General features: G+C 43.3%; 21 protein-coding genes. 12 read left to right on the forward strand and 9 right to left on the reverse strand.

Annotated elements, in window-relative coordinates; translation table 11 throughout:
* Positions 1-6 precede the first annotated feature (6 nt).
* A complete protein-coding gene (locus tag ACYFDN_RS02505) occupies positions 7-930 on the reverse strand; it encodes a LysR substrate-binding domain-containing protein (protein ID WP_152781354.1) in 924 nt (307 codons plus the stop codon).
* Positions 931-1,099: 169 nt separating this feature from the next.
* On the opposite strand from ACYFDN_RS02505, the gene ACYFDN_RS02510 reads away from it, so the two are divergent.
* The 4 genes from ACYFDN_RS02510 (at position 1,100) to ACYFDN_RS02525 (ending at position 6,154) form a co-directional block, all read left to right on the forward strand.
* Positions 1,100-2,320, forward strand: coding sequence for a pyridoxal phosphate-dependent aminotransferase (locus ACYFDN_RS02510; protein ID WP_016401732.1), 1,221 nt, complete (start codon positions 1,100-1,102; stop codon positions 2,318-2,320).
* Positions 2,321-2,629: 309 nt separating this feature from the next.
* A complete protein-coding gene (locus tag ACYFDN_RS02515; protein ID WP_483509893.1) occupies positions 2,630-3,931 on the forward strand; it encodes an anti-phage deoxyguanosine triphosphatase in 1,302 nt (433 codons plus the stop codon).
* A gap of 243 nt (positions 3,932-4,174) precedes the next feature.
* Complete coding sequence (locus tag ACYFDN_RS02520) at positions 4,175-4,624, forward strand: CBS domain-containing protein (RefSeq protein ID WP_016401734.1); 450 nt, start codon at positions 4,175-4,177, stop codon at positions 4,622-4,624.
* A gap of 693 nt (positions 4,625-5,317) precedes the next feature.
* A complete protein-coding gene (locus ACYFDN_RS02525) occupies positions 5,318-6,154 on the forward strand; it encodes a dienelactone hydrolase family protein (protein ID WP_483509894.1) in 837 nt (278 codons plus the stop codon).
* Between the two features lie 37 nt (positions 6,155-6,191).
* On the opposite strand, the gene ACYFDN_RS02530 is transcribed toward ACYFDN_RS02525, so the two are convergent.
* A complete protein-coding gene (locus ACYFDN_RS02530) occupies positions 6,192-6,800 on the reverse strand; it encodes a hypothetical protein (RefSeq protein ID WP_483509895.1) in 609 nt (202 codons plus the stop codon).
* 608 nt (positions 6,801-7,408) lie between these two features.
* Here ACYFDN_RS02530 and ACYFDN_RS02535 point away from each other — a divergent pair.
* A complete protein-coding gene (locus ACYFDN_RS02535) occupies positions 7,409-7,996 on the forward strand; it encodes an acyl carrier protein phosphodiesterase (protein ID WP_483509896.1) in 588 nt (195 codons plus the stop codon).
* A 78-nt stretch (positions 7,997-8,074) separates the two neighbouring features.
* On the opposite strand, the gene aceA is transcribed toward ACYFDN_RS02535, so the two are convergent.
* The 5 genes from aceA to ACYFDN_RS02560 form a co-directional block, all read right to left on the reverse strand.
* The gene (aceA, locus tag ACYFDN_RS02540; protein ID WP_483509897.1) at positions 8,075-9,385 is read right to left on the reverse strand and encodes an isocitrate lyase; all 1,311 of its coding nucleotides are present in this window, start codon (positions 9,383-9,385) and stop codon (positions 8,075-8,077) included.
* 945 nt (positions 9,386-10,330) lie between these two features.
* Positions 10,331-11,035 (reverse strand): phosphate signaling complex protein PhoU, encoded by a 705-nt coding sequence (gene phoU, locus ACYFDN_RS02545; RefSeq protein ID WP_016401739.1) that lies wholly within the window; start codon positions 11,033-11,035, stop codon positions 10,331-10,333.
* Between the two features lie 24 nt (positions 11,036-11,059).
* A complete protein-coding gene (pstB, locus tag ACYFDN_RS02550) occupies positions 11,060-11,878 on the reverse strand; it encodes a phosphate ABC transporter ATP-binding protein PstB (RefSeq protein ID WP_016401740.1) in 819 nt (272 codons plus the stop codon).
* A 26-nt stretch (positions 11,879-11,904) separates the two neighbouring features.
* The gene (gene pstA / locus ACYFDN_RS02555) at positions 11,905-13,560 is read right to left on the reverse strand and encodes a phosphate ABC transporter permease PstA (RefSeq protein ID WP_338625389.1); all 1,656 of its coding nucleotides are present in this window, start codon (positions 13,558-13,560) and stop codon (positions 11,905-11,907) included.
* A 22-nt stretch (positions 13,561-13,582) separates the two neighbouring features.
* Positions 13,583-15,793 carry an ABC transporter permease subunit gene (locus tag ACYFDN_RS02560; protein ID WP_483509898.1) on the reverse strand — a complete coding sequence of 737 codons (2,211 nt, stop codon included), beginning with the start codon at positions 15,791-15,793 and terminating at the stop codon, positions 13,583-13,585.
* Between the two features lie 323 nt (positions 15,794-16,116).
* Between ACYFDN_RS02560 and ACYFDN_RS02565 the strand changes: the two genes are divergently transcribed.
* Positions 16,117-16,620, forward strand: a complete 504-nt coding sequence (locus ACYFDN_RS02565; protein WP_483509899.1) for a glycine cleavage system transcriptional repressor — start codon at positions 16,117-16,119, stop codon at positions 16,618-16,620.
* A gap of 34 nt (positions 16,621-16,654) precedes the next feature.
* Positions 16,655-18,742 (forward strand): polyphosphate kinase 1, encoded by a 2,088-nt coding sequence (ppk1, locus tag ACYFDN_RS02570; protein ID WP_483509900.1) that lies wholly within the window; start codon positions 16,655-16,657, stop codon positions 18,740-18,742.
* Positions 18,743-18,806: 64 nt separating this feature from the next.
* On the opposite strand, the gene ACYFDN_RS02575 is transcribed toward ppk1, so the two are convergent.
* Complete coding sequence (locus tag ACYFDN_RS02575) at positions 18,807-19,445, reverse strand: HD domain-containing protein (RefSeq protein WP_483509901.1); 639 nt, start codon at positions 19,443-19,445, stop codon at positions 18,807-18,809.
* A 243-nt stretch (positions 19,446-19,688) separates the two neighbouring features.
* Here ACYFDN_RS02575 and ACYFDN_RS02580 point away from each other — a divergent pair, with 243 nt between their 5' ends.
* From ACYFDN_RS02580 to ACYFDN_RS02600, 5 genes are all read left to right on the forward strand, one after another.
* Positions 19,689-20,402 carry a DUF2975 domain-containing protein gene (locus ACYFDN_RS02580; protein WP_483509902.1) on the forward strand — a complete coding sequence of 238 codons (714 nt, stop codon included), beginning with the start codon at positions 19,689-19,691 and terminating at the stop codon, positions 20,400-20,402.
* Between the two features lie 12 nt (positions 20,403-20,414).
* On the forward strand, positions 20,415-20,633 hold the full coding sequence (locus tag ACYFDN_RS02585; protein ID WP_016401747.1) for a helix-turn-helix domain-containing protein: 219 nt from the start codon (positions 20,415-20,417) through the stop codon (positions 20,631-20,633).
* 49 nt (positions 20,634-20,682) lie between these two features.
* Positions 20,683-21,183 carry a hypothetical protein gene (locus ACYFDN_RS02590; RefSeq protein WP_483509903.1) on the forward strand — a complete coding sequence of 167 codons (501 nt, stop codon included), beginning with the start codon at positions 20,683-20,685 and terminating at the stop codon, positions 21,181-21,183.
* Between the two features lie 399 nt (positions 21,184-21,582).
* Positions 21,583-22,392 carry a glycoside hydrolase family 11 protein gene (locus ACYFDN_RS02595; RefSeq protein WP_483509904.1) on the forward strand — a complete coding sequence of 270 codons (810 nt, stop codon included), beginning with the start codon at positions 21,583-21,585 and terminating at the stop codon, positions 22,390-22,392.
* 72 nt (positions 22,393-22,464) lie between these two features.
* Positions 22,465-23,472, forward strand: coding sequence for a hypothetical protein (locus ACYFDN_RS02600; RefSeq protein WP_483509905.1), 1,008 nt, complete (start codon positions 22,465-22,467; stop codon positions 23,470-23,472).
* Positions 23,473-23,478: 6 nt separating this feature from the next.
* On the opposite strand, the gene ACYFDN_RS02605 is transcribed toward ACYFDN_RS02600, so the two are convergent.
* On the reverse strand, positions 23,479-25,593 hold the full coding sequence (locus ACYFDN_RS02605; protein ID WP_483509906.1) for an alpha-galactosidase: 2,115 nt from the start codon (positions 25,591-25,593) through the stop codon (positions 23,479-23,481).
* Between the last annotated feature and the right edge of the window lie 2 nt (positions 25,594-25,595).

Here is a 25,595-nt window from a genome sequence, read left to right on the forward strand (position 1 = left end):
CATCGGTTATTTATCACCGATAGCTTTAATACCATCGAGATGACTAAAGCAATGCTCCCGGGCAATATCTAAAAACGCTTCGATATAGGCGCTGTCTTGATGGCTTTCATGGCGCGCCGCATATAAGTTTTGCCACAGTTTCCCGTCTCCTAGCTCACGCGTCACAATGTAGCCTTTATTAACATATTCAGTTAATGCCCAATTTGGCAATACAGCTACCCCGCGGCCACTGGCTACCAGCTGCATCATCATAATGGTCATATCCACTTTACGTACTGCTAAGGGTTCAACGCCGGCTGGGTCTAAAAACAGATTAAACAGATCTAGACGATGAGTATCTACTGGGTAAGAGATGAGCACTTGATTGGCAAAATCTTCTGCTTCTATTACCGGCTTGTCTACCAAAGGATGACTAGGGCTTAAAGCTAGGGTCGGCTGATAAGAGAACAGTGGAGAAAATACAATACCTTCACTAGGCTGAGGGTCTGAAGTAATAACTAAATCTAACTGACCTTGGGCAAGTTCAGGTAAAGGTTCAAAACTAAACCCGCTGCTGAAATCTAACTCAACATCTGGCCACAAACCTCGGTAATTATCGATAGCAGGCATCAACCAGTTAAAGCAACTATGGCACTCAATGGCTAGGTGCAAACGCCCCGCTTGCCCACCAACTAAACGGGCCAGTTCACGCTCGGTATGTTGAACTTGCTCTAGCACACTATCTGCTAACTCTAACACCCGTAAGCCTGCCATAGTAAAACGCAAAGGCTTGGTTTTACGCACAAACAGCTTCGCCCCAATGCGCGATTCTAACTCTTTGAGCTGATGTGAAAGAGCCGATTGGGTTAAGCATAAACGCTGCGCAGCTACCACCAAAGAGCCGGTTTCTCTTAAGGCTTGTAAGGTTTTTAAGTGTTTGAGTTCTAACATAGTCTCGCAGTAGTCAATTATGTTGCGCCGTCAGTTTATCACCATCTAACGCGGTTCTGCGCTTTCATAATAAAAAATCCTGAAAAAGCGCAATTAGCTTGCCTAAACACTTGCATGCTACCGCAAAAAATAAGTTAATACGTTTATTGTAAAGGGACCCATAATCATCATGTATCAAATAGAGAAGTCACATAAGCTAGACAACGTATGTTACGACATCCGTGGTCCAGTGCTGAAACAAGCAAAACGCCTCGAAGAAGACGGCCACCGTGTTATCAAATTAAATATTGGCAATACTGCCGAATTTAATTTTGAAGCCCCTGAAGAAATTCTGGTAGATGTTATTCATAACCTACCTACCGCCCAAGGCTACTGTGACTCAAAAGGTTTATTCTCTGCCCGCAAAGCGGTGATGCATCATTATCAATTGCAAGGCTTACGCACTACTACCCTAGAAGATATCTATTTAGGGAACGGTGTGAGTGAGCTAATCGTAATGGCCATGCAAGCGCTGCTTAATAATGGCGATGAAATGTTAGTGCCAGCTCCGGATTACCCATTATGGACAGCCGCTGTAACACTATCTGGCGGTAACCCTGTACATTACGAATGTGATGAACAAGCTGGCTGGTTCCCAGACATTGAAGATATTCGCAGCAAAATTACTCCTCGCACCAAAGGCTTAGTGGTTATTAACCCCAACAACCCTACTGGTGCAGTTTATAGTAAAGAATTGCTTTTGGAGTTAGTGGAATTAGCGCGTCAGCATAATCTGATTTTATTTGCCGACGAGATCTATTCGAAAGTCATTTATGATGAAGCCCTGCACGTACCTCTATCTACTTTGTCAGACGACGTATTAACCCTCACCTTTAACGGTTTATCTAAGGCTTATCGAGTCTGTGGTTTCCGCTCGGGTTGGATGCTGGTGAGCGGCCCTAAACATCGCGCTAAAGATTACATAGATGGTTTAGACATGTTGGCCTCAATGCGCTTGTGTGCCAATGTGCCAGTTCAGCATGCCATTCAAACCGCCTTAGGTGGTTACCAAAGTATTAATGAGTTAATCGTACCAGGCGGTCGCTTGTATGAGCAGCGCAATTTAGCTTGGCAACTACTCAATGATATTCCCGGTGTAAGTTGTGTAAAACCGCAGGGAGCAATGTACTTGTTCCCTAAGCTTGATGTGAAAAAATTCAACATTAAAGACGACCAACAATTCGCCTTAGACTTACTGCAACAAGAGAAAATTTTGGTGGTGCAAGGTACTGGCTTCAACTGGACCAAACCAGATCACTTCCGCATTGTATTTTTGCCTCGCGAAGAAGAATTACGTGAAGCGATTGGCCGCATCGCCACTTTCTTAGATGGTTATCGCCAAGCCGACTAATCGCAGCTCACTTGCAAAAACTCAACAAGGGTGCGTTAAGCACCCTTTTTTATTGTGTTTAATTCAGCCAGATGCATTAGCTTAAGGTCATGTTATTTTTAGAAAATCTGTTGTAGTGTAGAGCTTGTACCAATCACATTAAGTAAGTGATCAGAAATAACGCAGGAAAAATACTCGGGAATAAGGCAGAGCTTTTCGATAAGTAGCTATTCTACGATCAAAAATTCTAACGCAGTTATCGAGCATTTTAACCAGATAGAATGAACAGTTACTTAGTACGATTGGTATTAAGCAACTTGGGAGCGTGCAATGAGTGAACTAAGCCAACAAGCTGGAACAGCAAGATACGCCGAAGAGCAAAATCAAAGACGTAACGATCATCGCAGCGTTTGGCAGCGAGACAGAGCGCGAATTTTGCATTCCGCAGCCTTTCGTCGCCTGCAAAACAAAACCCAAGTCCTCAGCATAGGCAACAACGATTTCTACCGTACTCGCCTCACCCACTCACTTGAAGTGGCGCAAATTGGTACTGGTATTGTTGGCCATATTAGCGCTAACAATCAGCCACAAAATTGCGTATTGCCCGAGCTTAATCTTATCGAGAGCCTTTGCTTAGCTCATGACATAGGTCATCCGCCCTTTGGCCACGGCGGTGAAGTAGCGCTCAACTACATGATGCGTGACGACGGCGGTTTTGAGGGCAATGCACAAACTTTTCGTATTCTCACCAAGCTTGAACCGTATACTCGTGCAAATGGTATGAACCTTACCCGGCGAACCCTGTTAGGCATAATGAAGTACCCCTGCCTGCTCAGCCAATTGCAAAGAAACCCGCTACCACCAGTAGCTAAGAGCTTTCGTCAGTTAAAAGTAGCGGACTGGGCGCCAGCTAAAGGTATTTATGATGATGACAAGCACCTTTACAACTGGGTGCTTGAAAGCTTAAGCGAAGCTGATAGAACGACCTTTGTTGGCAGTCGCAGCCTAGGCGACGCGCATCACCGTAAAAGTAACTACAAATCCCTAGATTGCTCGATAATGGAGCTAGCTGATGACATTGCTTATGGGGTGCATGATTTAGAAGACGCTATAGTGATGGGCATAGTTAGCCGACACGACTGGCAAGAACAGGTAGCTTCGGCCATTGCCGACATAAAAGATTGCTGGCTAGCAGATGAAATAGGCGGGCTGTCGGTGAAGCTATTTAGCCGACATCACTACGATCAAAAAGATGCTATTGGCAGCCTTGTGAATGGGTTTATCACCGCTATAAGCTTACAAGCGCAAACAAAATTTGAGGAACCTCAGCTAGACTATCAGGCTAAAATGGATCCTCCCATGGCGCAAGCGCTAGATGTATTAAAACATTTTGTATTGCACTATGTGATTCAAACACCTGAGATAGAAATGGTTCGCTTTAAAGGCCAGCAAGTGGTTATGGAGTTATTTCAAGCTTTTGCCAGCGATCCAGAGCGTTTACTGCCCATCAATACTCGCAGCCGTTGGTTGCAAGCAGGTGAAGACAACGAAAGCCAAGCCAGGGTGATTGCAGACTACATCGCGGGTATGACAGACGACTATGCAAACCGTTTATTCCAAACACTTTTTTAGCAATATCCTAGACAAATTGAAATAGCGCCATCACGTCCAGAATATCTAGCATGTAACTACTAACACTTGCAGCAGAAGATCGCTTATTTTGCAAAAAATACAGCGATTTTTTGTTAGTTTTTCTAGCTAGACAACAACTTTAATAAACCGTTTACAAAGCCGTTAATTAGCTTGATTTCCATCAAGCTCTTTTCTGGCTAACACACTAAATTTAAAGGAGAGAAAACAACAAGAGGTATCGTTATGATTAAAGTAGCCGACATCATGACCACTAACCCGCATACTGCTTTTGAGCAGACCACGCTTGAAGAAGCTATTAGCTTGTGTAACGAACACAAAATTCGCCATCTTCCTATAGTGGATAGTCAGCAACACCTTATTGGTTTGGTGAGCGAGCGAACCTTACTAGCCGCACAAGAATCAAACCTTAGCAAAACTTCCGAAGCTCAGCGCCGCGCGCATGAACAGCAAATAATGCTCAAACACATTATGCTGACCAAGTTGCATACCGTTGATGCAGCGGCAGGGGTTGGGCAAGCCGCTAAGCACATCGAACGGCACCGCATTGGCTGCCTGCCAGTAGTAGAAGGTAAGAAGCTGATCGGAATAATTACCGATACTGACTTTGTAGGTGTTGCAATATCATTGCTAGAAATGCTGGCAGAACAAGAACCTTTAAGCCCTGACGCATAAGGTAATATTACAACAGTATTTCAGTATTAGCGTGACGCACAGCTAAGTAAATTAGAAAAAACCTGTATATTTTAGTAAAAAAATTACAAAAACAGGTTGTTTTGTGAGCTTTGTCACGCTAAGATTAATCCATAAATTGCTTGGCGCTCTCATCCTATGGCGTCGCATTCAGCCGATACTGAATTTGTCGATTTATGGGGCCACTAATCGCCCCTGCTATTGTGCTCTTAGCGATAGCACGTATTAGTCATTCCTTATGTTTTTTTGTCCAGCCTTGAGCTGGATTTTTTTTGTCTATAATTCTTCCCACAGTCAATTTCAATTACCTTCACTTTTTTAACAAAAGCCAAACTAAGCCCACCGCAGCAGTGGTAAGCTATAGATTGTTTATTAGGGTCTGTTGATCTTTGCTGATGGTTTTTGCAGCTATTTATTAGCCATTTAGGCAAGGCAGTGAGTGTGCAGTTAAGTAGGCTTAACAATCACTCGCTAACGCTGAATAAATGGCTAAGAAATGCTGCCCGAAGGGTTCGGATAAGCGAACTTTACTCTTTGTTAAGCACTTCTTGCTTAGCACACTAGGCTTCTAAGTGCTCGCCGCGATTAAAGCCCGCTTATCTCGAACAAAATTTCAACACCAAAGATCAACAGGCCCTAGTCTCACCTATCAAGCTTGTTAAGGATTTTAAAGCTATGATGCTTCGCCTCGCACCGCTGTTACTCACCTTGTTAGCAACTATCGCCCAAGCTTTCGATCAGGGTGAAACCATAAACATACCAATGACCGAGCAAGGTCTGCTGTGGGATAAGCAAATACAGTTAGAAGCAACCTTATATAAACCGGCAGGCGAAGGCCCTTTTCCACTGGTCATCTTTAACCATGGTTCTACTGGGCCCGGCGTAATAGCCAACACGCTAACCATTAAGCCATGGGGATTTGGAGCTTACTTAAACAAGCACAACATTGCTTTGCTAATACCAATGCGACGAGGCAGAGGCGCATCACAAGGCCGTTATAAAGAATCTTACAATTGCAGTGTAAATAGCGTTGAGTCGGGTATTAACTACGCGTCCCAAAGCCTAGATGCCACCATGCAATACCTGCAGCAACAAACTTGGCTAGACCAAGAAAAGATTGTCATTAGTGGTCATTCCCGAGGAGGATTATTATCGGTAGTTTACGCTGCGAAACACCCTCAAAAGTTTAAAGGCGTAGTTAATTTTTCCGGTGGTTGGATGGGTGGCCAATGCCAAATCAAAACCCCACTTGCCAGTAATCAAGGCTTGTTTAGCCAGGCAGCTAACAACAACCCACTCCCCCACTTATTTTTGTATGGCCGCAACGATCCTTATTACTCAGATAGTGAAATAGAAAGCTACGCTCAAGCTTTTGAGGAAGCCGGCGGGCAGATAGATTTTCAGTTTTACTCTTTAGGCTCATCAGCAAACGGCCACGCACTTTTTTATGAACATAGTGATTTCTGGGTTGAAGGTTTTAAGCAGTACATGCAACAACTGGATTTAATGTAAAAGACTTGGGTATCCTTTTTTCCTCTATTTTTTGCGGCTATTTATTAATTGATTCGTCTTCCATACTTTCCTTTAGCTTTAAAAAGCGAGCTTGTAATTCTTCATCTTCGATACCTGAGCGTATTATCTGAGAATAAATTTGGTAGAGCTGCTTTTGCTTACCTTCCTCAACATATGACTGCTCAACGACAAATATTGCACTCCACAAATAGTTGTCTTTATCAGGCAGTTCATATTCATTCCAGAACTGTTCAAATGTGTCGATTGCCTCTGTATGTTGGTTAGAATCTGCGTACGTTGATATAAGAATTGTCCACACGTCCGTGAAATCAGGCGCTATTTTAAGAGCGTTCTCATAGCATGTAATTCCCTTCTCAAATAGAGCGCCCTCGGTAAGGGTATACTCTTCGGCGTTAGCCCCCCCCTTATTAGTATAAGCTAATCCACACCAATAGTAGGATAGCGGTTCATCAGTATAAGTAGTTGTTAAATGGTCAGCCAACTCTCTTGCCTCTTTAAAGTGTCCTTTCTTAATTGCTAAAGGCACCTTTATTACATCGTATTGAAAGTTGTTCTTTTTTTCTGGCTCGGTTGGCGTGCACCCCATAACCAAGAGTATGACTAGTAAATAAAAAAAGTGTTTCATTAATTGTCCAAATTGTTCTCAATAAATCCTTTAGCGATGTTTCTATCTGGTTATTAGCTTCTTACGAATATATATGTAAATATAAATAAATAGAGGCATAAGTTAATAAAAACGTATATGTTACCTAGCAACCCTGACCTATCTAAACGCTTTTCCGCATAGTTACCGAGCTCGCCGTGCACAAAAAAGACTTTCTTCGTTTTATATAGATAAATGTTTATTAGGGTAAAAGTAAGGATAAAAGCTTCAGCAAAGTAACTGATTATTGTCCTTAAGTCACTCCACAAAACTGGTATTAGCACTAAAAACAGATGTGCTCCAAATATCGCCCAAGCCACTCTATTTCTCTGTAAAAATAAATCTAAAAAACAGGCTTTTCTGATGGAATTTTATCAGTCATTCGCTTCTCATCCGACATATAAGTTTGCTCCTTATCATTATACGAGTTGTCTACAATATACTGAGAGTTATTACTTTGCTGTTCACTAATAACATCCTTTGAATGATTACTTATAGGGAGGATTGAAGGCTTTAAGCAATATATGCAGAAATTGGGTTTAATGTTGCAAAAGCTGCCTAAGTGCCGCTGCCTAATATATGCTTAGTGAATGAACTATTTAGCTCACTTTCAGATTGCACAGCATACTAACACGTCTATTGTGGGCGCTTTTCTGGGCGACTTTGTAAAAGGACAAAATTGGCAAAGTTACCACAGCGAGGTACAACTTGGCGTAAAGCTACACCGAAAAATAGATAGCTTTACCGATCAGCAAGTCAATCAACTGGGTTTAGCTCACTGTTTTCAAACCAGTTTAAGACGCTACTCTGGTATAGCCCTAGACGTGTATTTCGACTATTTGCTGAGTTTGCACTGGCAACGTTTTTCTACCAACTCACGTTCTGAGTTTATAAGCCAGTGTTATGAAGAACTCCAGCATTTCCCACTAACAGACAAAGCCAAACATACCGCCAGCCATATGCGTGAATATGATTGGTTAGAACAATACCAGCATCAAGACAGTGTTGCCGGCACCTTACGCGCTATTAGCCGGCGACTGCGCCGCCCGGCAAAGCTAGAGCTGTTGTACGAGGATATTCTTTGTCACTCTGCAGAACTTGATGCAGTATTTTTAGCGCTTTACCCTAAGGTGCTTCTTCACGCTCAAGAATTTGTGAGCAACTATCAGACTAATTAAATAGAAAAAGAGCAGCCCTTAGGCTGCTCAAATAGGTGTTACATAGCGTTTTTATTATTAGTGTCTAAATAGTAAATCTTAGCTAAATTGCTCTTCTTCGGTAGAACCGGTTAACGCGGTTACTGAAGATTGACCACCTTGAATCACGTTGGTTACTTGGTCAAAGTAGCCCGTACCCACTTCTTGTTGGTGAGCTACGAAAGTGTAACCTCGGTCAGCAGCTTGGAACTCTTTCTCTTGAACCATGTTCACGTAGTGCTTCATGCCCTCGCCCTGCGCATAGTTATGGGCAAGATCAAACATGTTGTACCACATGTTATGAATACCGGCTAAGGTGATGAACTGGTACTTATAACCCATGTCGCTAAGCTCTTGCTGGAACTTAGCAATGGTTTCATCATCTAGATTCTTACGCCAGTTAAATGATGGTGAACAGTTGTAAGCTAACAGCTGACCTGGGTGCTTAGCATGAATAGCTTCGGCAAATTTACGAGCTTCTTCCAAGCAAGGTGTTGCAGTTTCACACCAGATTAAATCGGCGTACTCTGCATAAGCTAGGCCTCGGCTAATCGCTTGGTCGATACCCGCACGTACTTTGTAGAAGCCTTCAGCTGTGCGTTCACCTTCTACGAACTCGGCATCGTAAGGGTCTACATCTGAGGTTAGCAAGTCTGCAGCGTTAGCATCTGTACGAGCAATCACCAAAGTAGGAACACCGGCAACGTCAGCCGCAAAGCGTGCTGCAACCAGTTTTTGCACCGCTTCTTGGGTTGGAACCAATACTTTTCCGCCCATGTGGCCACATTTTTTAACTGAAGCAAGTTGATCTTCAAAGTGAACACCAGCAGCACCCGCTTTGATCATGTTCTTCATTAGCTCAAAGGCGTTTAACACCCCGCCAAAACCCGCTTCTGCGTCGGCAACAATTGGTAAGAAGTAATCTAAGCCACCATTTGCAGGAGACAGACCATTGGCCCATTGAATTTGGTCGGCACGTTGGAAAGAGTTGTTAATACGCTCAACCACTTTAGGCACGGAATCTACAGGGTATAGCGATTGATCAGGGTACATACTAGAGGCAGAGTTATTATCGGCGGCAACCTGCCAACCTGATAAGTAGATAGCTTCGATGCCCGCTTTAGCTTGCTGAACGGCTTGGCCACCGGTTAAAGCGCCTAAACAGTTTACATAACCTTTTTTAGCTTGGCCGTTTACTAAGGTCCATAGCTTCTCGGCGCCACGTCGAGCAATGGTGTTTTCAGGGGTAATAGAACCACGCAGTTTCACTACTTCTTCAGCAGTGTAAGGACGCTTAACGCCTTTCCAGCGAGGGTTCTCTGCCCAGTCTTTTTCTAATGCTTGAATTTGCTGTTCTCTTGTTAATGTCATGTTCAATCCCTCTTAGACTCTATTCCTCGATACAAGTAGCTTGTATCACTCATTCACGTAGTTTTTTGGTACCGCTATTTGTGCGGTTACTCTTTAATTAATGCCAAGCAACACATGCTTGGAAAATACAACTCGATACTTTTAACTTTTGCTTTTTTTGTCTAAAAGTACCGAGCTAAGTTTGGAGCGCCGTATCAGCATTATTGTTGCTTTTGACTGTGGCTTTTGCTCCTTATCTAGCCTTGTTATTAAGCTCGTTGGCCACTGCTTATTAACCTGGTCGGCTTTATTTAGCTAAGTGTTCACCTGTTTGTAAATTGCCACTGTATCTAACGTAAATTGCGACCCAAACATGTAGCTTTTACGTAGTTGTAATTACAGTTACAAAAATAAAACAGCCTCAATGATAAACACCTAACCTCGTCTTAAATCGAGATACAAATTAAACAACCGTTTAAAAACCTCCCCAAGACCCTGTTTTTTATAACACCGGGAAAAACAAAAGCAAAGCTTTATTTAAAGTATTAACTCTATTTTATTAACAACTAGTCAACCTTCCGTTTACTACCTTTGTCGAAAAAAGAAATTTAATTACGTAATATAAATACAAGTTGACGAACAAGTAACCCAAAACATCCAAACCAATTGACGCTTACGTAAAGGTAAATAGGTTAGCTAGGTCTCATAGAAGGACAATTAGACGAAAGTTACATTATATTTAATAAGCACTTACAAGCTGTTTTAAACAACAGTTTAAAATTATATTAACGGTGTTGTTTTCGCCAACTAAGCAACTAAAGATACATAAGCGGGAAAAGTTGTTATTAAACAGAAATGGATTTTTGAAGAGATCAGACCAGAGAAATGAAAAAAATTTAAATATTTTTCTCTAAAAACTAAAAAAGCTGGCCAATCGCCAGCTTTTTTATCACCTAAACCTTAGCCTTAAAGCAGCTTTTCCACTTCATCTCCGGCTAAATGGCGAATATCTTTACCTCTTACGAAGTAGATAATGTACTCAGCAATGTTTTGACAACGGTCACCTACTCGCTCAATAGCACGTGCAGCGTTTAAGGCATCTAGCACTTGAGGAATAGAACGAGGGTCTTCCATCATATAAGTCATCAACTCACGAATTAAGCGCTCGTATTCTTTATCCACCTTTTTATCTTCTTGGTGAACACTCCACGCCATTTCTACATCCATACGTGCGAAACCATCTAACACGTCATGCAGCATTTTGGCGGTGTGCTGGCCCAAGTGCTCTAAGCTACTTAGAGACGCCTTAAGCGGTTTATCCATGTTTCGCTCAACCATACGGGCAATGCTTTCTGCTGCATCACCAATACGCTCTAAATCAGCAATGGTTTTAATAATCGCCATTACAATACGTAAGTCACTAGCTGCAGGTTGGCGCTTAGCAATAATGCGAGTGCACTCTTCATCAATAGCAACTTCAAAAGAGTTTACTTTGCTGTCGGTGCTAATTACCTTGCTCACTAACTCTGCGTCAGGTCGGCTTAACAGGCTAAGGGCGTCAATCAGTTGCTGTTCAACTAAGCCACCCATTGCCATAATTTGATTGCGCACATGATCCAGTTCAGCATTAAACTGACCAGATATGTGTTTGTTCATGTTTAACTTATCCATATCTTTTCCTCAGCGACGGTTTGGTTAACCGTAACGGCCTGTAATGTAATCTTCGGTTTGCTTCTTCGCTGGTGTTGTAAACAAGGTATTGGTATCAGCATATTCCACCATGTCGCCCATATACATAAAGGCTGTTTGGTCTGATACTCGCGCAGCTTGTTGCATGTTGTGAGTTACAATCACCACGGTGTAACGACTCTTAAGGTCGTTAATCAACTCTTCAATCGTCAATGTAGAAATTGGGTCAAGTGCTGATGTAGGTTCATCCAATAATAGCACTTCAGGCTCAATCGCAATGGCGCGGGCAATTACCAAACGCTGTTGCTGACCACCAGATAAACCAAAAGCATTCTCGTGTAAGCGGTCTTTTACCTCTTCCCACAAGGCTGCACCACGTAGTGAGCGTTCTACTGCTTCATCTAATACGCGACGATCTTTAATACCTTGCAGGCGTAAACCATATACTACATTTTCGTAAATAGACTTTGGGAATGGGTTTGGACGCTGAAACACCATACCAACGTTACGACGTAGCGCGGCTACGTCTACGCTTTTATCGTAAATGTTCTGCCCGTGTAGCAAGATCTCTCCGCTAATTTTACAAATATCAACCAAGTCATTCATACGGTTAATACAGCGCAATAAGGTTGATTTACCGCAGCCCGATGGGCCAATAAAGGCGGTAACTTGCCCTTTAGGGATCTTCATCGACACATCGAACAAAGCTTGTTTGTTGCCGTAGTAAAGATCCAGGTTCTTTACTTCCAATGCAGTTTGCTCTGCAGTTAAGTTAGCCAAATCTAATTTAGTATCTCGACTATTTTCTGTATTCAAAGAAATCATTTTTTTTCCTACAAATTGCCGTTAGCTTATTGGTCTAACGTTTTAAACTTTTCGCGTAAACGGTTACGGATTTGGATGGCTGCTAAGTTTAAGCCAATAATAACCGTTACCAATAAAAATGCCGTGGCGTACACCAAAGGTCGAGCTGCTTCTACGTTCGGGCTTTGGAAACCCACATCATAAATGTGGAAGCCTAAGTGCATGAATTTGCGCTCTAGGTGAATGAACGGGAAGTTGCCATCAAGCGGTAATGTTGGTGCTAGTTTCACGACACCTACTAACATCAACGGCGCAACTTCACCGGCTGCACGGGCTACCGCCAAAATAAGGCCAGTCATAATTGCCGGGCTCGCCATAGGAATAACAATACGCCACAGCGTTTCTGCTTTGGTAGCGCCTAAAGCTAGTGAGCCTTGACGAACCGCACTAGGTATCCGCGACAAACCTTCTTCGGTAGATACAATCACCACTGGTAAGGTAAGAATCGCCAAGGTTAGGGCTGCCCAAATTACACCCGGTGAGCCAAAAGTTGGCGTAGGTAACGACTCTTGATAGAACAAGGAGTCAATACTGCCACCTAGCATATAAACAAAGAAACCTAAGCCAAATACACCGTAAACAATAGAAGGTACACCAGCTAAGTTAATTACCGCGATTCGTATTAAGCGAGTAAAGCTGTTATTGCCGGCATATTCGTGCAAGTAAATGGCGGCTACAACCCCTAAAGGCGTAACAATAACGGCCATCAACATCACCATGAATACCGTACCAAAGATAGCTGGGAATACCCCGCCTTCGGTATTAGCTTCACGTGGCTCAGACACAATAAATTTAACCGCTTGATGCCCCCAATGTGCTAGTTTTTGGAACCAGTTCATCTCATTTGGGAAGAACACATCCAATACATTATCCATTGGAATTGTCACCAACTCACCGCGCATATCACGGATAATCAGTTGGTCACGGCGTGCATCATCACGGTAAGCAAATAGTTGCTTCTCAAGTACCAAGTAGTCTTGGTGCAATTGCTCGGCGTCGGCTTCAATACCAGCTAAGCGTTCAGGCGTTAGCTCATCTGCCAGCTCATACTTACGCTGCTTTAAACGTAAACGCTCTAGGCTGTAGTTAATGCCACCAATATCATGACGCTGCAGCGAGTCGGCTTGATCAATAATGCCATTAGAGCGTTCTAACAACTCAAACAGCTTTTCGTGATCAGCATCATCAGCAGCATTAATGGTGGTGTCACCTTTAACAATACCTTCAACGTAACCGTAAAAGTTACCATTGGTGCGACGCTCAACCACCGCAATGCCTTCAGGCTGCTTCTTCGATAAGATTTCATTTTCGGTTAACCAACGAAAATCTAAGTTTACGTATTCACGGTTACCGGTCTTAATCAAAAAGCGCTCTACAAAGTCGCCATCTAAGCCTTCTAAATTTGCACCAGAGGCTTTTAAGCGCTCAATAGGCACAAGCTCGGTGTCATACAACTCGCCAATCACAGTTTGAGTTTCACCAAACTGTTTGACTTCCATTTCAAGTACAGGACTTGGCCAGAAATAGACCAGACCGCGTGCGGCAATTAACAGCAGCAATCCAATCACTGCTACTAAGCTTATGCTTACCGCACCCGCTGTCATCCATATCCACGGGTTACCTGATTTAAACCACTTATTCATCGGTTAGTTCCCATATCCCTATTTACAGCGAGCTGTATTTGTCGCGCAGACGTTGGCGCACAAATTCAGCAATGGTGTTAAATGCAAAGGTAAATACAAACAATACAAAGGCTGCTAAGAACAGCACTCGGTAATGTGAGCTTCCCACTTCTGACTCTGGCATCTCTACCGCAATGTTTGCCGACAAAGTACGCATGCCTTGGAAGATACTCCAATCCATTACTGGGGTATTACCGGTAGCCATAAGTACAATCATGGTTTCACCTACTGCGCGACCAAGGCCCATCATTACTGCCGAGAAAATACCCGGGCTAGCAGTTAAAATCACCACTTTAGTGAGGGTTTGCCAAGGCGTGGCACCCAATGCTAAAGAGCCATTACTCAAATGCTTTGGCACTGAGAAAATCGCGTCTTCTGCAATAGAGAAAATCGTAGGAATAACCGCAAAGCCCATGGCTAAACCCACCACCATAGAATTACGTTGGTCGAAGTTAATGCCTAGCTCGTTGGTTAGGTATAAACGTGCATCGCCGTCGAACATCCATTGCTCAAGCGCTGGGCTAATTTGGATACAGCCCCAGCCAATAAACAAAACTACTGGAATAAGTACGATTGCATCCCAACCTTCTGGTAGCAACTGGCGTACTTTCTTCGGCATTTTTGACCAAGCAAAAGCAGTGAGCAAAAAACCTACCGGTAGCAGCAACATAATGGCAATTACGCCAGGCAAGTTGTCTTCAATTAATGGCGCTAACCATAAACCCGCCAAAAAGCCCAAAATTACCGTAGGTAAAGCTTCCATAATTTCTACGGTAGGCTTAACCACTTTGCGCAGTGGCGCTGACATAAAGTAAGCAGTGTAGATAGCCCCAGCTAAAGCAATAGGCGCTGCAAACAACATCGCGTAAAAAGCGGCTTTAATGGTACCAAAAGAAATTGGCACTAAGCTGAGCTTAGGCTCAAAGTCATCACTGGCTGAAGTTGATTGCCATACATATTGCGGCTCAGGGTAACCTTCGTACCAAATTTTGCTCCACAAGGCACGCCACGTTACTTCTGGGTGCTCGTTGTCTACGTGATAAAACTCAAGACCGTTTTCAGTCTCAGTGAGTAGACCACTGGCTCGCGGAGAGAAAGCTAAGCTAAAGGCTTTAGCATCGGTCATCTCACGCACTAAACGGCCACCGCCGGTTGTGTGGAACAAAGTAATAGAACCATCTTCCCCACTTACCACAAAGCCCTTACGGAAGTACTCAACGCCAATTTCGTTTACTTTAGCGCCTGCATCAAACTCACGAATTTGCGTAAGCTTTCGTACCCCATCTTTTGCAACATCAAACCACTGGCTTACTTTGCCATTGTCGTTTGCAACAATTAATGAACTTGCACCGGTTAGTAAGGCAATATCAGTGACATTGCTGTCGGTGCTATTAATGAAGTCCACTGAATTTAAGCGCACGTTATCAATATCGGAGATATTGTAGTTAGCCAACTGATTGCCGTTACGAATGTATAAACGGCGTAAGTCTGGCGTTACCAAAATTTGATCGATGTTACTTGGCAAGCTAGGAATATCAGCCGTTTCGGGCAGCCATTCCAAAGACTCACTAAACATGTCTTCTTCGGCTTCGTAACGAACCAACAAGCCTCGGCCATCGGCGGTAACTGCTGCTACCACTGCCGACTCTTCTTGACGCTCAAAAGCCAACTGCTCAATAGCTTGGCCTTGTGGGTCAATAACTAGCGCTTGCTCACCCATCGGGTAAGCTATGCTTGGCGTAATTAAACGCTTGTCGTTAGGGTAACTAATACCAAATTTAGGTGAAACTATATAAGCCAAGCCATCACTGGTACCGTAAGCCACCAAACCTTGGTTTGGCACTGTGCGGTCTGACGCAGTAATGTCTGCTTCAACTTGATAGTCTTGAAACTCGCGCTGGCTATCGATTAGGTTAAAAAAGCTTAACTGCCCGTCTTCATTAAAGCGGTAGGCAATTTCGTTTTGCTCTTCAACACCAATAGCCACTGTGGCACTGCTATCTTGTAACGGAATCGTTTTAGATTTTTCTAAACTCGCGCCGTAGAAGATAGGTGCAACTACATATAATAAATAGAAGAAAATTAAGATCAGTGCTAATAGAACAACAATCCCGCCAGCACTTACGCTGTAGCGGGTTAGTCGGTCCTTAATTAGCCGCTGAGCACTACTATTAAATGACACTGACTGCGTCATATATCCCTCACAATTTAATAGGTCTGGCGAAAGTATATGGCAGTTTTATGACAGTATTGTTACAGGGTGAAATACTAAAAAAAAAGTCACAATTGGGTGGGATAAAAAACGTTCACCAACTATGATTAACAAGTGTATGTTACATTTGTATGTACCTAATATTACAAAGAAATTATATTGCATGCTTGGCTGGCTTTTTACCCAAGCGCAGCTTTTAGTAGCTTCCTAATTACTTAAAAGCTATGCATACTTTAAACCCTCGGAAACATCGCTAATAGTTTGCTGTCATAAAACTATTGTGCGCTAGGCTATGGAGTAACAAGATGAAACAACTCGTGGTAAGTGTAATTGGTAAAGACCGACCTGGTATCGTTGATCAATTATCCTCATTAGTCGTTCAACACCAAGGTAACTGGCTAGCCAGCAGCCTAACCGAACTTGCTGGTCAATTTGCCGGAATATTGCACTTAGAAGTTGATGAACAGCATCTCGACGCACTTAGCCATGATCTACTTAACCAAGAAAACCTTTTGGTAAATATTGCAGAGGGCGATAGCAGTAATAGTGAAGAGCAACAGCAAGTAGCAATAACCGTTACCGCGAATGACCGTGTGGGCATTGTGCAAGAGGTGACTCAAACGCTAAATACACTGGGCGTAAGCTTAAGCGAGATTAATACTCACGTTGCCAGTGCTCCCAACTGGGGAGGCCTAATATTTACTGCTAATCTCACAGTGCCATGCGCCGACGATGAACAACTGGGAGCGATTCAAGAGTCTTTAGAGTCACTAGCCGATGACCTGATGGTAGATATTGAACAAGACTAATCCCTTTTTAAGAAGTAAGTACTAAAGGTGAATAATGAGCGACAGTCTATATATAGAAAAAGAGTTAAGTTGGCTTTCGTTTAACCAACGGGTCTTGCAAGAAGCCCAAGACCATTCAGTACCAATTATCGAACGTGTTCGATTTTTAGGTATTTTTTCCAACAACCAAGATGAGTTTTATAAAGTAAGGGTTGCCGCCTTAAAGCGCCGTATCATCCTTAACGAACTTAAATCTAAAGATGATGGATCAATCCAACTGCTCAATGACGTGCAGGCCAAGCTGGCAGAATTACAGCAAGATTTTGACGATACCTATCGCGAAATCATTCTCACTCTTGCTCGTCGAAACATCTTCTTAATTAATGAAGACCAGCTTAGCGACAACCACCAAAACTGGGTAAGAAAATACTTTAAAGACAAGGTGCTGCGTCATATTACGCCGATCGTATTGACCAAACGTACCGACTTGGTTCGCTTTTTAAAAGACGAATACACCTACCTCGCGGTAGAAGTAAAAAAGGCAGATAAAGAAAGCCACCTATTGATTGAGATCCCAACCGACAGCTTACCGCGCTTTGTGGTATTGCCGCCCGATGGCTCAAAAACACGTAAAACCTTAATCATTTTGGATAACATCATCCGCTTCTGTTTAGATGATTTGTTACGAGGGTTTTACGAATACGATTCTGTTGCGGCTTACTCAATCAAAATGACTCGAGATGCCGAGTACGATCTCACAGACGAAGTAGACCAAGGCCTGCTAGAAAAAATGTCTGAGGGTATTAAGCAGCGTTTAACCGCCGAACCAGTGCGCTTTGTTTACGATAGAGAAATGCCCAACAGCATGGTGAAGCGTTTAAGTAAAATGCTGCACATTTCTAAACTTGACCACAGCGTAAGTGGTAGCCGCTACCATAACTTTAAAGACTTTATTGGTTTCCCAAATGTGGGTAGAAAATACTTAGAAAACCCTAAGCTGCCTGCTCTGAACTGCCGTGACTTCGACAGCTTTGATACGGTATTTAACGCCATTAGCGCGCGAGATATTCTACTCTACTACCCGTATCATAAATTCCGTTATATTTCTGAGTTTGTGCGCCAAGCGTCTTTTGACCCAAAAGTCACCAGCATCAAAATCAATATCTACCGTGTGGCGAAAAAGTCTCACTTAATGAACTCACTAATTGATGCCGCTAACAACGGCAAACGAGTTACAGTGGTTATTGAACTGCGCGCTCGTTTTGATGAGGGAGCCAACATTGGCTGGGCACAAATGCTCACCGATGCTGGTGTAAAAGTTGTCTTTGGTGTTCCTTCGCTAAAAGTACATTCAAAGTTATTATTGGTAACCCGCAAAGAAGACGACCAACGGGTGTATTACAGCCATATTGGTACCGGAAACTTCCACGAAAAAACGGCCAAAATTTACACCGACTTTGCTCTGTTCACCAAAAACCAAGAAATTGGCCAAGAGGTGGAAAACGTATTTCGCTTTATCCAACAGCCCTATCGTCGTTTTAAGTTCCAGCACCTTATTGTATCGCCCAACGATACACGCCGACGCTTGTTTAGCTTAATAGATTACGAAATCAATCAAGCTAACGCCGGCAATCCTGCGGCAATCACGATTAAAGTGAACAACTTAGTCGACAAAGGCGTAGTCACTCGTTTGTATGCGGCCAGTAAAGCTGGGGTTAAAATCCGCATGATTATTCGGGGCATGTGTTCATTAGTGCCAGGGCTTGAAGGCAACAATGACAACATAAAAATTATCAGTATTGTTGACCGCTTCCTTGAACATCCGCGAGTATTCCACTTCCATCATAGCGGCGAAGATCAGGTCTATATTGCTTCTTTTGACTGGATGACCCGTAACATTGAAGAGCGTGTTGAAGTTGGCGTGCCAATCTACAACGATGAGCTAAAACAGCGGGTGATTGACCTGCTAGACCTACAGTTTGCTGACACCACCAAAGCGCGCATAATCGACGCCAAGCAGCAAAACCAGTATGTACAACGTGGTAACCGCCGTAAGATCCGCTCCCAAGTTTGGACTCACGATTACCTAAAGGCGATTGAATCTAAACCTCGCCGTAAAGTTGTTGAAGAAGACACCCCCTAAGGTTCTCACTAAACAAAAGGCCGCGAATTAGCGGCCTTTTTTATTTAGGGCGGATTAGGCAAGCTTAGCGAGATGGCTCTAATTCGTGGCTCAATTGGGCTAAATACGCCTTCATAAACTGGCTGCGTTGCTCCGCTTCACGTTTAGCCGCGTCGGTATGCACAGTATCTACAATATTTAACAACTTAGTAAAAAAATGGTCAATGGTATATTGGCTGTCATCCGGCTGCCGAGCGTCACACATTGGGTCTACGTCACAATAAAGTGTACGTTGCAGGCTAGCACCTACTTGAATACAGCGACTAATACCTATGGCACCTAGTGCGTCTATACGGTCTGCATCTTGGACAATCTTTGCTTCAAGGCTTGTTGGCTTAATATCTGCGCTGTAACTATGGGCTTCTATTGCATGATGAATTTCATTTAAGTAATGAGTTGGGTAAGCGACTGACTTAAGAAAATCAATTGCCTTATTTGCCGCTAAACTAGAAGCCTGCCTGCGCTGAGGGTGGTTTTTAGGCAGTGATACACAATCGTGTAACCAAGCGGCTGGAGCCACTACTTCAAGCTTGCCCTCTTCTTGTTTACACAGGTAGGTGGCCAATTTAACGACTCGCTCAATATGGTCGATATCGTGGGCAGTATCACTGGTCTGCAGCCCCTGTAAAAACTGTCTGCAATGAGTCTCTAATTGCTTAATCATAAAGCTCAGAATAAGGGGTTAGTTAATGGGCGTAAACTACCCAAAAGCCCATTTCGAGTCAAAGCTACTAGATCAATTCTTCTCGGTTTCATCATAACTAAAGCAAATAAAAGCCCGCTCAACTTTACGTGATTAAAGCTAGAAAAAGTGTTTACACAAATAATTTTATCATTCATTATTTAATGATAATCGATAAATAAATATCTTTTATCAGGAAAACTTCCTATATGGAGAAGCAAGGGTATGCAATCACTAGAAGCAATTAGTATCGTTGGTAAACGGATGCGACTAATGCTATGGGGCTTAGTTGCCTTAATTTTAATTTGTTTGGTGGGTTTCCCTAGTGAACTGGGCTTAGATATTGAACCAATGAAACACAGCCCTTGGGTATTTAGTTTTCACACGGTTATGGAAATGCTGTTTGGTTATCCCGAACTTATCTTTGAGAACGGTCAAATCATCGACAATGACCTGCATTTTGCTCCCCCTGAACCACTGTCACTCACTATGCGCCTTGTTGCAGTGGCTATATTTTTCACCACTAGCCTCATTATGGCTTGTTTGATTTGGCAAATTGACCGTTTGTTCTTAGCCTACAGCAAAGGCAAGGTTTTCACTCAAGAAACCACTCGCAGTTTTCAATATATTGGCTGGGCATTAGTTGCGCTGTTTACAGTAAACAGTATTGCGAGCTATCTCATCGAGCAATTAGTATTTCCTATGGAAATGCCGATTGGCTTGCCTTTCCCACCACCTCCAGAAGATGTATTTGGCTTTATGCCACCGCCGCCTCCAGAACACCTATTTGGCCTTATTCCACCGCCTCATGAATGGGTAAGCTTGGAGTATATACAGTTAGACTTCCCATTACTTCTAGCAGGCTTGTTTATGATTATGGTCGCCCACGTGATGAAGTTGGGCATGCAAATTCAAGCCGATGTTGACGCAACCATTTAGCAGGAGCGAGCAATGACGATAGTAATTAATCTAGACGTAATGCTAGCCAAGAGAAAAATGCGTTTGAACGATCTGTCAGACGCCGTGGGCATATCCGTTCAAAACTTATCGATTTTGAAAACAGGCCGCGCCAAAGCCATTAGGTTTTCAACACTAAGCGCAATTTGTCAGGTTTTAGAATGCCAACCTGGCGATTTACTCGAGTATCAGCCGGAGCAAGATGCTCGCTAATTCGATAAGACCAAACAGCAGAATTCAATATAGTCACAAGGAACTAAACATGAACTACCGACTTAAACAAAACCTAAGACTGTTCGCACCTGTTCTTGCTTTTGCATTCTATTTTTCGGGTTTGCACGCAGAAGAAGTTCGCAATCTAGAAAGCTTAAGCGACCCGTTTGTAGTAGTAGATTATGATGCTTCGATCGCTAACTTACCGAGCGATAAACAAGCTCTTGCAAGAGACTGGCGAAAGCAAATGCTCGCGTTAGAACAGCAATTAGAAAACGCTGAAAACAACGATAAGCTCAAAGTAAACGTCACCTTCAATACACTTTATCAGCAGTTAGATCAGCTATTCGCTGACAACCAAACTGATTTGATAAAGGTAAATGTCCTAGCAAACTTAAGTAACGAAGAACAATTACAAGCTTTGGAGCTATGGCGAGATATCCAACTTAAAGAGATAGATCTGCTAAGTCACAATTATAGTGAAACCGAAGAACAAGAATTGTACAAAAAATACGCGAAGCTAGACGCAATTTTAGCTTCTATTGATTAGTTAAACTATTATATTGCAATTGAAGGAAGGTTCGATTAAACGTCTTCTATTAGCCTCTAGCCAGCGTGAAATATAGCGATTGCTAAGATACACAAGCAATCGCTTATAAAGCTGCATGTCATTGTCCAAGCCCCCTTTTTACAAAGCCTTTACACTTTCTCACATGTCAATTTCGTTATCTCACAAGACGTTGAATTTCTTCGCTTAGTTTGACCAGTTCTTGAGTTTTTACTATTCGATTTGACCTTAAAATTATATCAATCCAATACTAAGGCGTAACAAAAAATACACATTAGAATCACGTTTGTAAACGTGCTCTTTAACGAGTGGTATGGTCACGCTACAAGAAATCATGTGTGACTAGTTCGTTGGTAACTTTAACGGAATAGGGACACCTAAATGAAAACTCCAATGTTAGCGCTAACATTAACCCTTAGCTCTTTACTCTTAACCGCTCCGAGCACGGTAAGTGCGGCAAGTATAGGAAAAACCATCTGCGATCCAGCTGCGGATTCCGGCAACGGGTATGGCTCTGGTTACTACGGCGGCCACTTTTATTCATGGTTTGAACTAAGCCAAAACAACATTAAAACCTGTGATGTAAAAATTGGTTTTTATAACGATGCCGGCCGCCACTATCGTGCAGAATGGAATATGGCAAAATCTTGGGGTGAAGATGCCATTGGCGGATTAGGCTGGAATACAGGGGCGAGATATCGCAAGATTGGTTACAACGTTGGCGAGCTAACCAGTAACTCCAATATTCAAAAAGCCTTAGTAGCCCTATATGGTTGGTCATGTAGTGGCAGTACCTCGCAAGAATACTATGTTGTAGATACTTGGAAGGGGCCTGGGCAATTTGTACCTTGGGATGAGAACGCTGGCGCGCCGGCAAAAAGCAAAGGCACCGTTTACGCCAATAACGCCACTTACGATGTATACCTTGTAGACCGCAACGGCGCACAATATTGTGGCAGTGGAGAAAACCGAAGCTTCAAACAGTTTTGGAGCGTACGCCGTTCACCCACTGCCCACGGAAACAACCAAGAGCTAAATTTTGGCCCACATGCCAACCGCTGGGATAATTCCGACCTAGGCTTTAAAACAGATGGATTAGCCAATGGTTACCAAATCTTAGCCATTGAAGTGTTTGGCGATGCAAACATCAATCACAAAGGTGCTGTAGACCTATCGCTTTGGTTGCGATAGTGCCTAACTAAACCTAAAACGAAGCTAAGTGTTGTGTAACGCTTAGCTTCAAAACGCTCGCAGGAAGCAATTATGAAGACTTATGGATGGGTACTCTCTTTAGCTGGCACCTTTATCGCGGGCTACCTCGTTGCTGTTATCTACCATCCAAAGCCTAGCACTGGGGCTTTCTCTCATGAAAACTCACAAACAGATTTAGCAACACTGGAAAACCCTGTAAATAGCAGTGCTAAAAATACAGATTTATTGTTTAGAAATAGTAACTTAGAAGACAATTTCGCCAATCAGCCTGTTAGCAAACCAGCGCAGGTTCACGTTAAACACACTCCAGATAACATAGAGCTAAGCAACAAAGCACATAATGAAGCTAATCCAAATAAAGCAGCGCAGTTTGATGCACTAAAGCACGCTATACAAAATAATCCTGCAAGCTTAGCGAGCTCAATTGAGCAACTAGCAGCGCTTAACATAGACAACCCTGACTTTGATTTACTACTCTCAGCTATTCAAAGCAGCGCTAACTCAAACAGTAAGCAAGCCTTGCTGGGCTTAGCAGAGCAGTACGCCATGCTAAGTGATGCCCAGTCTCAGCAGAAGTTTCTTTCGCTGCTAAGCAGCGCTTCGGAAATTCAGTCTCCGCTGCTGGTACAAGGCTTGGTAGACCTAGCAACACTAGAACAAACCGATACCAATACACGAGTAGAAGCCTTAAGTTTGTTAAAGCCTTATCAAATCTCAGATCCTGAACGACAAGTAATTACGAGTGAATTGGAACAGCAAGTACTAACAGCCAATGGTGATGAAGCAGAAATGTTGCTATCTCAGCTCATGCGCTTTAGCCACAATCAACAGCGCTCAGGTATTGCTAGCGATATGCTTTATAACAATTCACAAGCAGTCCAACTAGCAGTACTAAACAGCATTAATAGCGGCAGCATTCCTGCAGCGGATGACTTGAAAACCAAGCTATTAGATATGGCCAGCGATCAACAAGATTCCTTGTGGTTTGAAGCACAGCAAACCCTACTCACTTCTTTTGATTTAAGCCAACAAGAATACGCACGTCTTAGCGCTAACTAACTTAGCTTAAGCTTGGCGCGTTACTTTAATCAACATCGCGGTTTCTGGATCCATAATGGGTAACTGTAAGCCTAAGTTCATTAAACTCTCACCGCTAAGCAGACATGTTTTCTTAAGCCAGTTAGGAAACTTTTTCATAATGTGTTTAAAGTCTGGTTTATCCAATACTTCAACTTTATAAAGGGCTTGAGGCTGTAAGTTGATTAGCTTGAGTCTGCCCGGCAAGGAGTAAGCTGGCATCGACAACTGCACCGCCCAGTAGACACCTTCGCCTTTATCTTGGTCTAACACACCATAAGCTTGCCAGCTATTATCACTAGCATTTAACTGATGAAAAGTACCGGAATGCAGCAAGGGCCTCAGTGATTTATGTAAGGCAATATAGTGCGCAAACTGCTCTCGCTCTTTGGCACCAACTGCTACTGGGTCTAGCTCTACGCCCATATGGCCAACCAATGCGGTTAGCCCCCTAAACCCAATACTATGTTGTCTATAGGTGGTATGGCTATGAGCAGGACCAATGTGTGAGCCCATCACTTCTGGTGGGAAAAAGTACAACATAGCTGGCTGCATAATTTGCCGCTCTAGCGCGTCATTGCTATCTGAGAGCCAGAATCGATGACTGCGTTTTAGTACTTCATAGTCAATGCGACCGCCGCCCGATGAACAGCTTTCGATTTCCAGCTCGGGGTGGCGTTTAGCCAATTCGTCCACTAAGGCATAAAAGGCTTGAGTTTGACCATGCACCGCCGCTTCACCTAAGTGGCTTGGTTGAACTAGCTCGCGGTTCATGTCCCACTTAATATAGGCAATAGCATACTCACTTAGCAGGCTATCTAAGCGCTCAAGCAAATAGGCAAACACCTGAGGATTTTGTAAATCGAGTACATATTGGTAACGACCCGTTTTTTGTTGATAACCGGCCTGTCCCAATACCCATTCAGGGTGTTTACGGTACAAATTTGAGTCGGGGTTAACCATCTCTGGCTCAAACCATAAACCAAACTCCATGCCTAATGCATGCACATGGTTTATCACTTCTTCTAAGCCTTGAGGATATTTTTGGCTATCTAAAAACCAATCTCCCAAACCTGCTTTATCGTGTTCTCGACCAATAAACCAGCCATCATCAATAATAAAGCGCTCTACACCAATATCTGCTGCTAAGCTGGCCATTTGCTTAATGTAAGCAGGATCGTGGTCAAAATAGATCCCTTCCCAGGTGTTAAGGTGCACCGGTCTCGCTTTATCTGCTTCAGGAAAGTGAAGAATGTGACTACGCACATAATGGTGAAAGTTAGCGCTCATCGAGTTTAAGCCAGTGCTGGCGTAAGTCGCCATCAACTCTGGAGTTTGGTAACTTTCGCCTTTAGTCAAGCGAACTTCACCACTAAGCAATAACTCTTCGGCTTGTAACCAACGTCGCCCATCGGTTTTTACACCGCTTTGAATACGGTGATTACCACTCCAAGCGAAATGAAAGCCAAACACTTCTCCCACTTGGTGAGAAAAACCTTTGCTACCGATAATCGCTCCCGGAAAATACTGGTGTGAAGTACGCCCACGACGGTTCTCTTGGCTTATTATCCCCCGCTCCAAGGGCTGACGGTGCTGCTGAAACTCTTTAGTCCAGCGGCCATGTAATGATAACAGTTCATCGCAATAGGCTGGCAAAGGCAGGGTCAGCGCCAAGCGCTGCAAATTATAAGCTTGTTCGCCAAGGTTAGTTACCTTACTTTGCAAGGTAAGCACATCACTCGCCTCATCAAGGCTTACACTTAAGCTAAGCGCTAATTCTGCACGGCTATCTACGGCTTCTACAATTAACTTGCTATGACCTTCAAAGGTGGCGTTAGCGGTAAAGCTTGGGCACCAATCTTTACCGGCGCGGTTTCCCTCTAAGCCTGGGCTCGAGAACCACCCTTCACTGGCCTCGGGGCAAAGGGTTAACGGCACGTCTTCATCTAAGCTTGCTTCAGGCACCGGTCGGCTAATGGCATCCAGCAAGGCTTCATCGATTGGGCCATTAAGCTTTGCGCCCCAATAAATGATTTCTGGTAGGCTGTTGGTTTGCTTTAACAGCAAGCTACTGCTTCGCCCGAATAAATGAAACAAGCTCATAG

This window comes from Agarivorans sp. D1326, assembly GCF_056958115.1.

Excerpts from the sequence above, each read along its gene's own strand:
- ACYFDN_RS02505 (WP_152781354.1), bottom strand. The coding sequence starts at position 930 with ATGTTAGAACTCAAACACTTAAAAACCTTACAAGCCTTAAGAGAAACC.
- ACYFDN_RS02510 (WP_016401732.1), top strand. The coding sequence starts at position 1,100 with ATGTATCAAATAGAGAAGTCACATAAGCTAGACAACGTATGTTACGAC.
- ACYFDN_RS02515 (WP_483509893.1), top strand. The coding sequence starts at position 2,630 with ATGAGTGAACTAAGCCAACAAGCTGGAACAGCAAGATACGCCGAAGAG.
- ACYFDN_RS02520 (WP_016401734.1), top strand. The coding sequence starts at position 4,175 with ATGATTAAAGTAGCCGACATCATGACCACTAACCCGCATACTGCTTTT.
- ACYFDN_RS02525 (WP_483509894.1), top strand. The coding sequence starts at position 5,318 with ATGATGCTTCGCCTCGCACCGCTGTTACTCACCTTGTTAGCAACTATC.
- ACYFDN_RS02530 (WP_483509895.1), bottom strand. The coding sequence starts at position 6,800 with ATGAAACACTTTTTTTATTTACTAGTCATACTCTTGGTTATGGGGTGC.
- ACYFDN_RS02535 (WP_483509896.1), top strand. The coding sequence starts at position 7,409 with ATGAACTATTTAGCTCACTTTCAGATTGCACAGCATACTAACACGTCT.
- aceA (WP_483509897.1), bottom strand. The coding sequence starts at position 9,385 with ATGACATTAACAAGAGAACAGCAAATTCAAGCATTAGAAAAAGACTGG.
- phoU (WP_016401739.1), bottom strand. The coding sequence starts at position 11,035 with ATGGATAAGTTAAACATGAACAAACACATATCTGGTCAGTTTAATGCT.
- pstB (WP_016401740.1), bottom strand. The coding sequence starts at position 11,878 with ATGATTTCTTTGAATACAGAAAATAGTCGAGATACTAAATTAGATTTG.
- pstA (WP_338625389.1), bottom strand. The coding sequence starts at position 13,560 with ATGAATAAGTGGTTTAAATCAGGTAACCCGTGGATATGGATGACAGCG.
- ACYFDN_RS02560 (WP_483509898.1), bottom strand. The coding sequence starts at position 15,793 with ATGACGCAGTCAGTGTCATTTAATAGTAGTGCTCAGCGGCTAATTAAG.
- ACYFDN_RS02565 (WP_483509899.1), top strand. The coding sequence starts at position 16,117 with ATGAAACAACTCGTGGTAAGTGTAATTGGTAAAGACCGACCTGGTATC.
- ppk1 (WP_483509900.1), top strand. The coding sequence starts at position 16,655 with ATGAGCGACAGTCTATATATAGAAAAAGAGTTAAGTTGGCTTTCGTTT.
- ACYFDN_RS02575 (WP_483509901.1), bottom strand. The coding sequence starts at position 19,445 with ATGATTAAGCAATTAGAGACTCATTGCAGACAGTTTTTACAGGGGCTG.
- ACYFDN_RS02580 (WP_483509902.1), top strand. The coding sequence starts at position 19,689 with ATGCAATCACTAGAAGCAATTAGTATCGTTGGTAAACGGATGCGACTA.
- ACYFDN_RS02585 (WP_016401747.1), top strand. The coding sequence starts at position 20,415 with ATGACGATAGTAATTAATCTAGACGTAATGCTAGCCAAGAGAAAAATG.
- ACYFDN_RS02590 (WP_483509903.1), top strand. The coding sequence starts at position 20,683 with ATGAACTACCGACTTAAACAAAACCTAAGACTGTTCGCACCTGTTCTT.
- ACYFDN_RS02595 (WP_483509904.1), top strand. The coding sequence starts at position 21,583 with ATGAAAACTCCAATGTTAGCGCTAACATTAACCCTTAGCTCTTTACTC.
- ACYFDN_RS02600 (WP_483509905.1), top strand. The coding sequence starts at position 22,465 with ATGAAGACTTATGGATGGGTACTCTCTTTAGCTGGCACCTTTATCGCG.
- ACYFDN_RS02605 (WP_483509906.1), bottom strand. The coding sequence starts at position 25,593 with ATGAGCTTGTTTCATTTATTCGGGCGAAGCAGTAGCTTGCTGTTAAAG.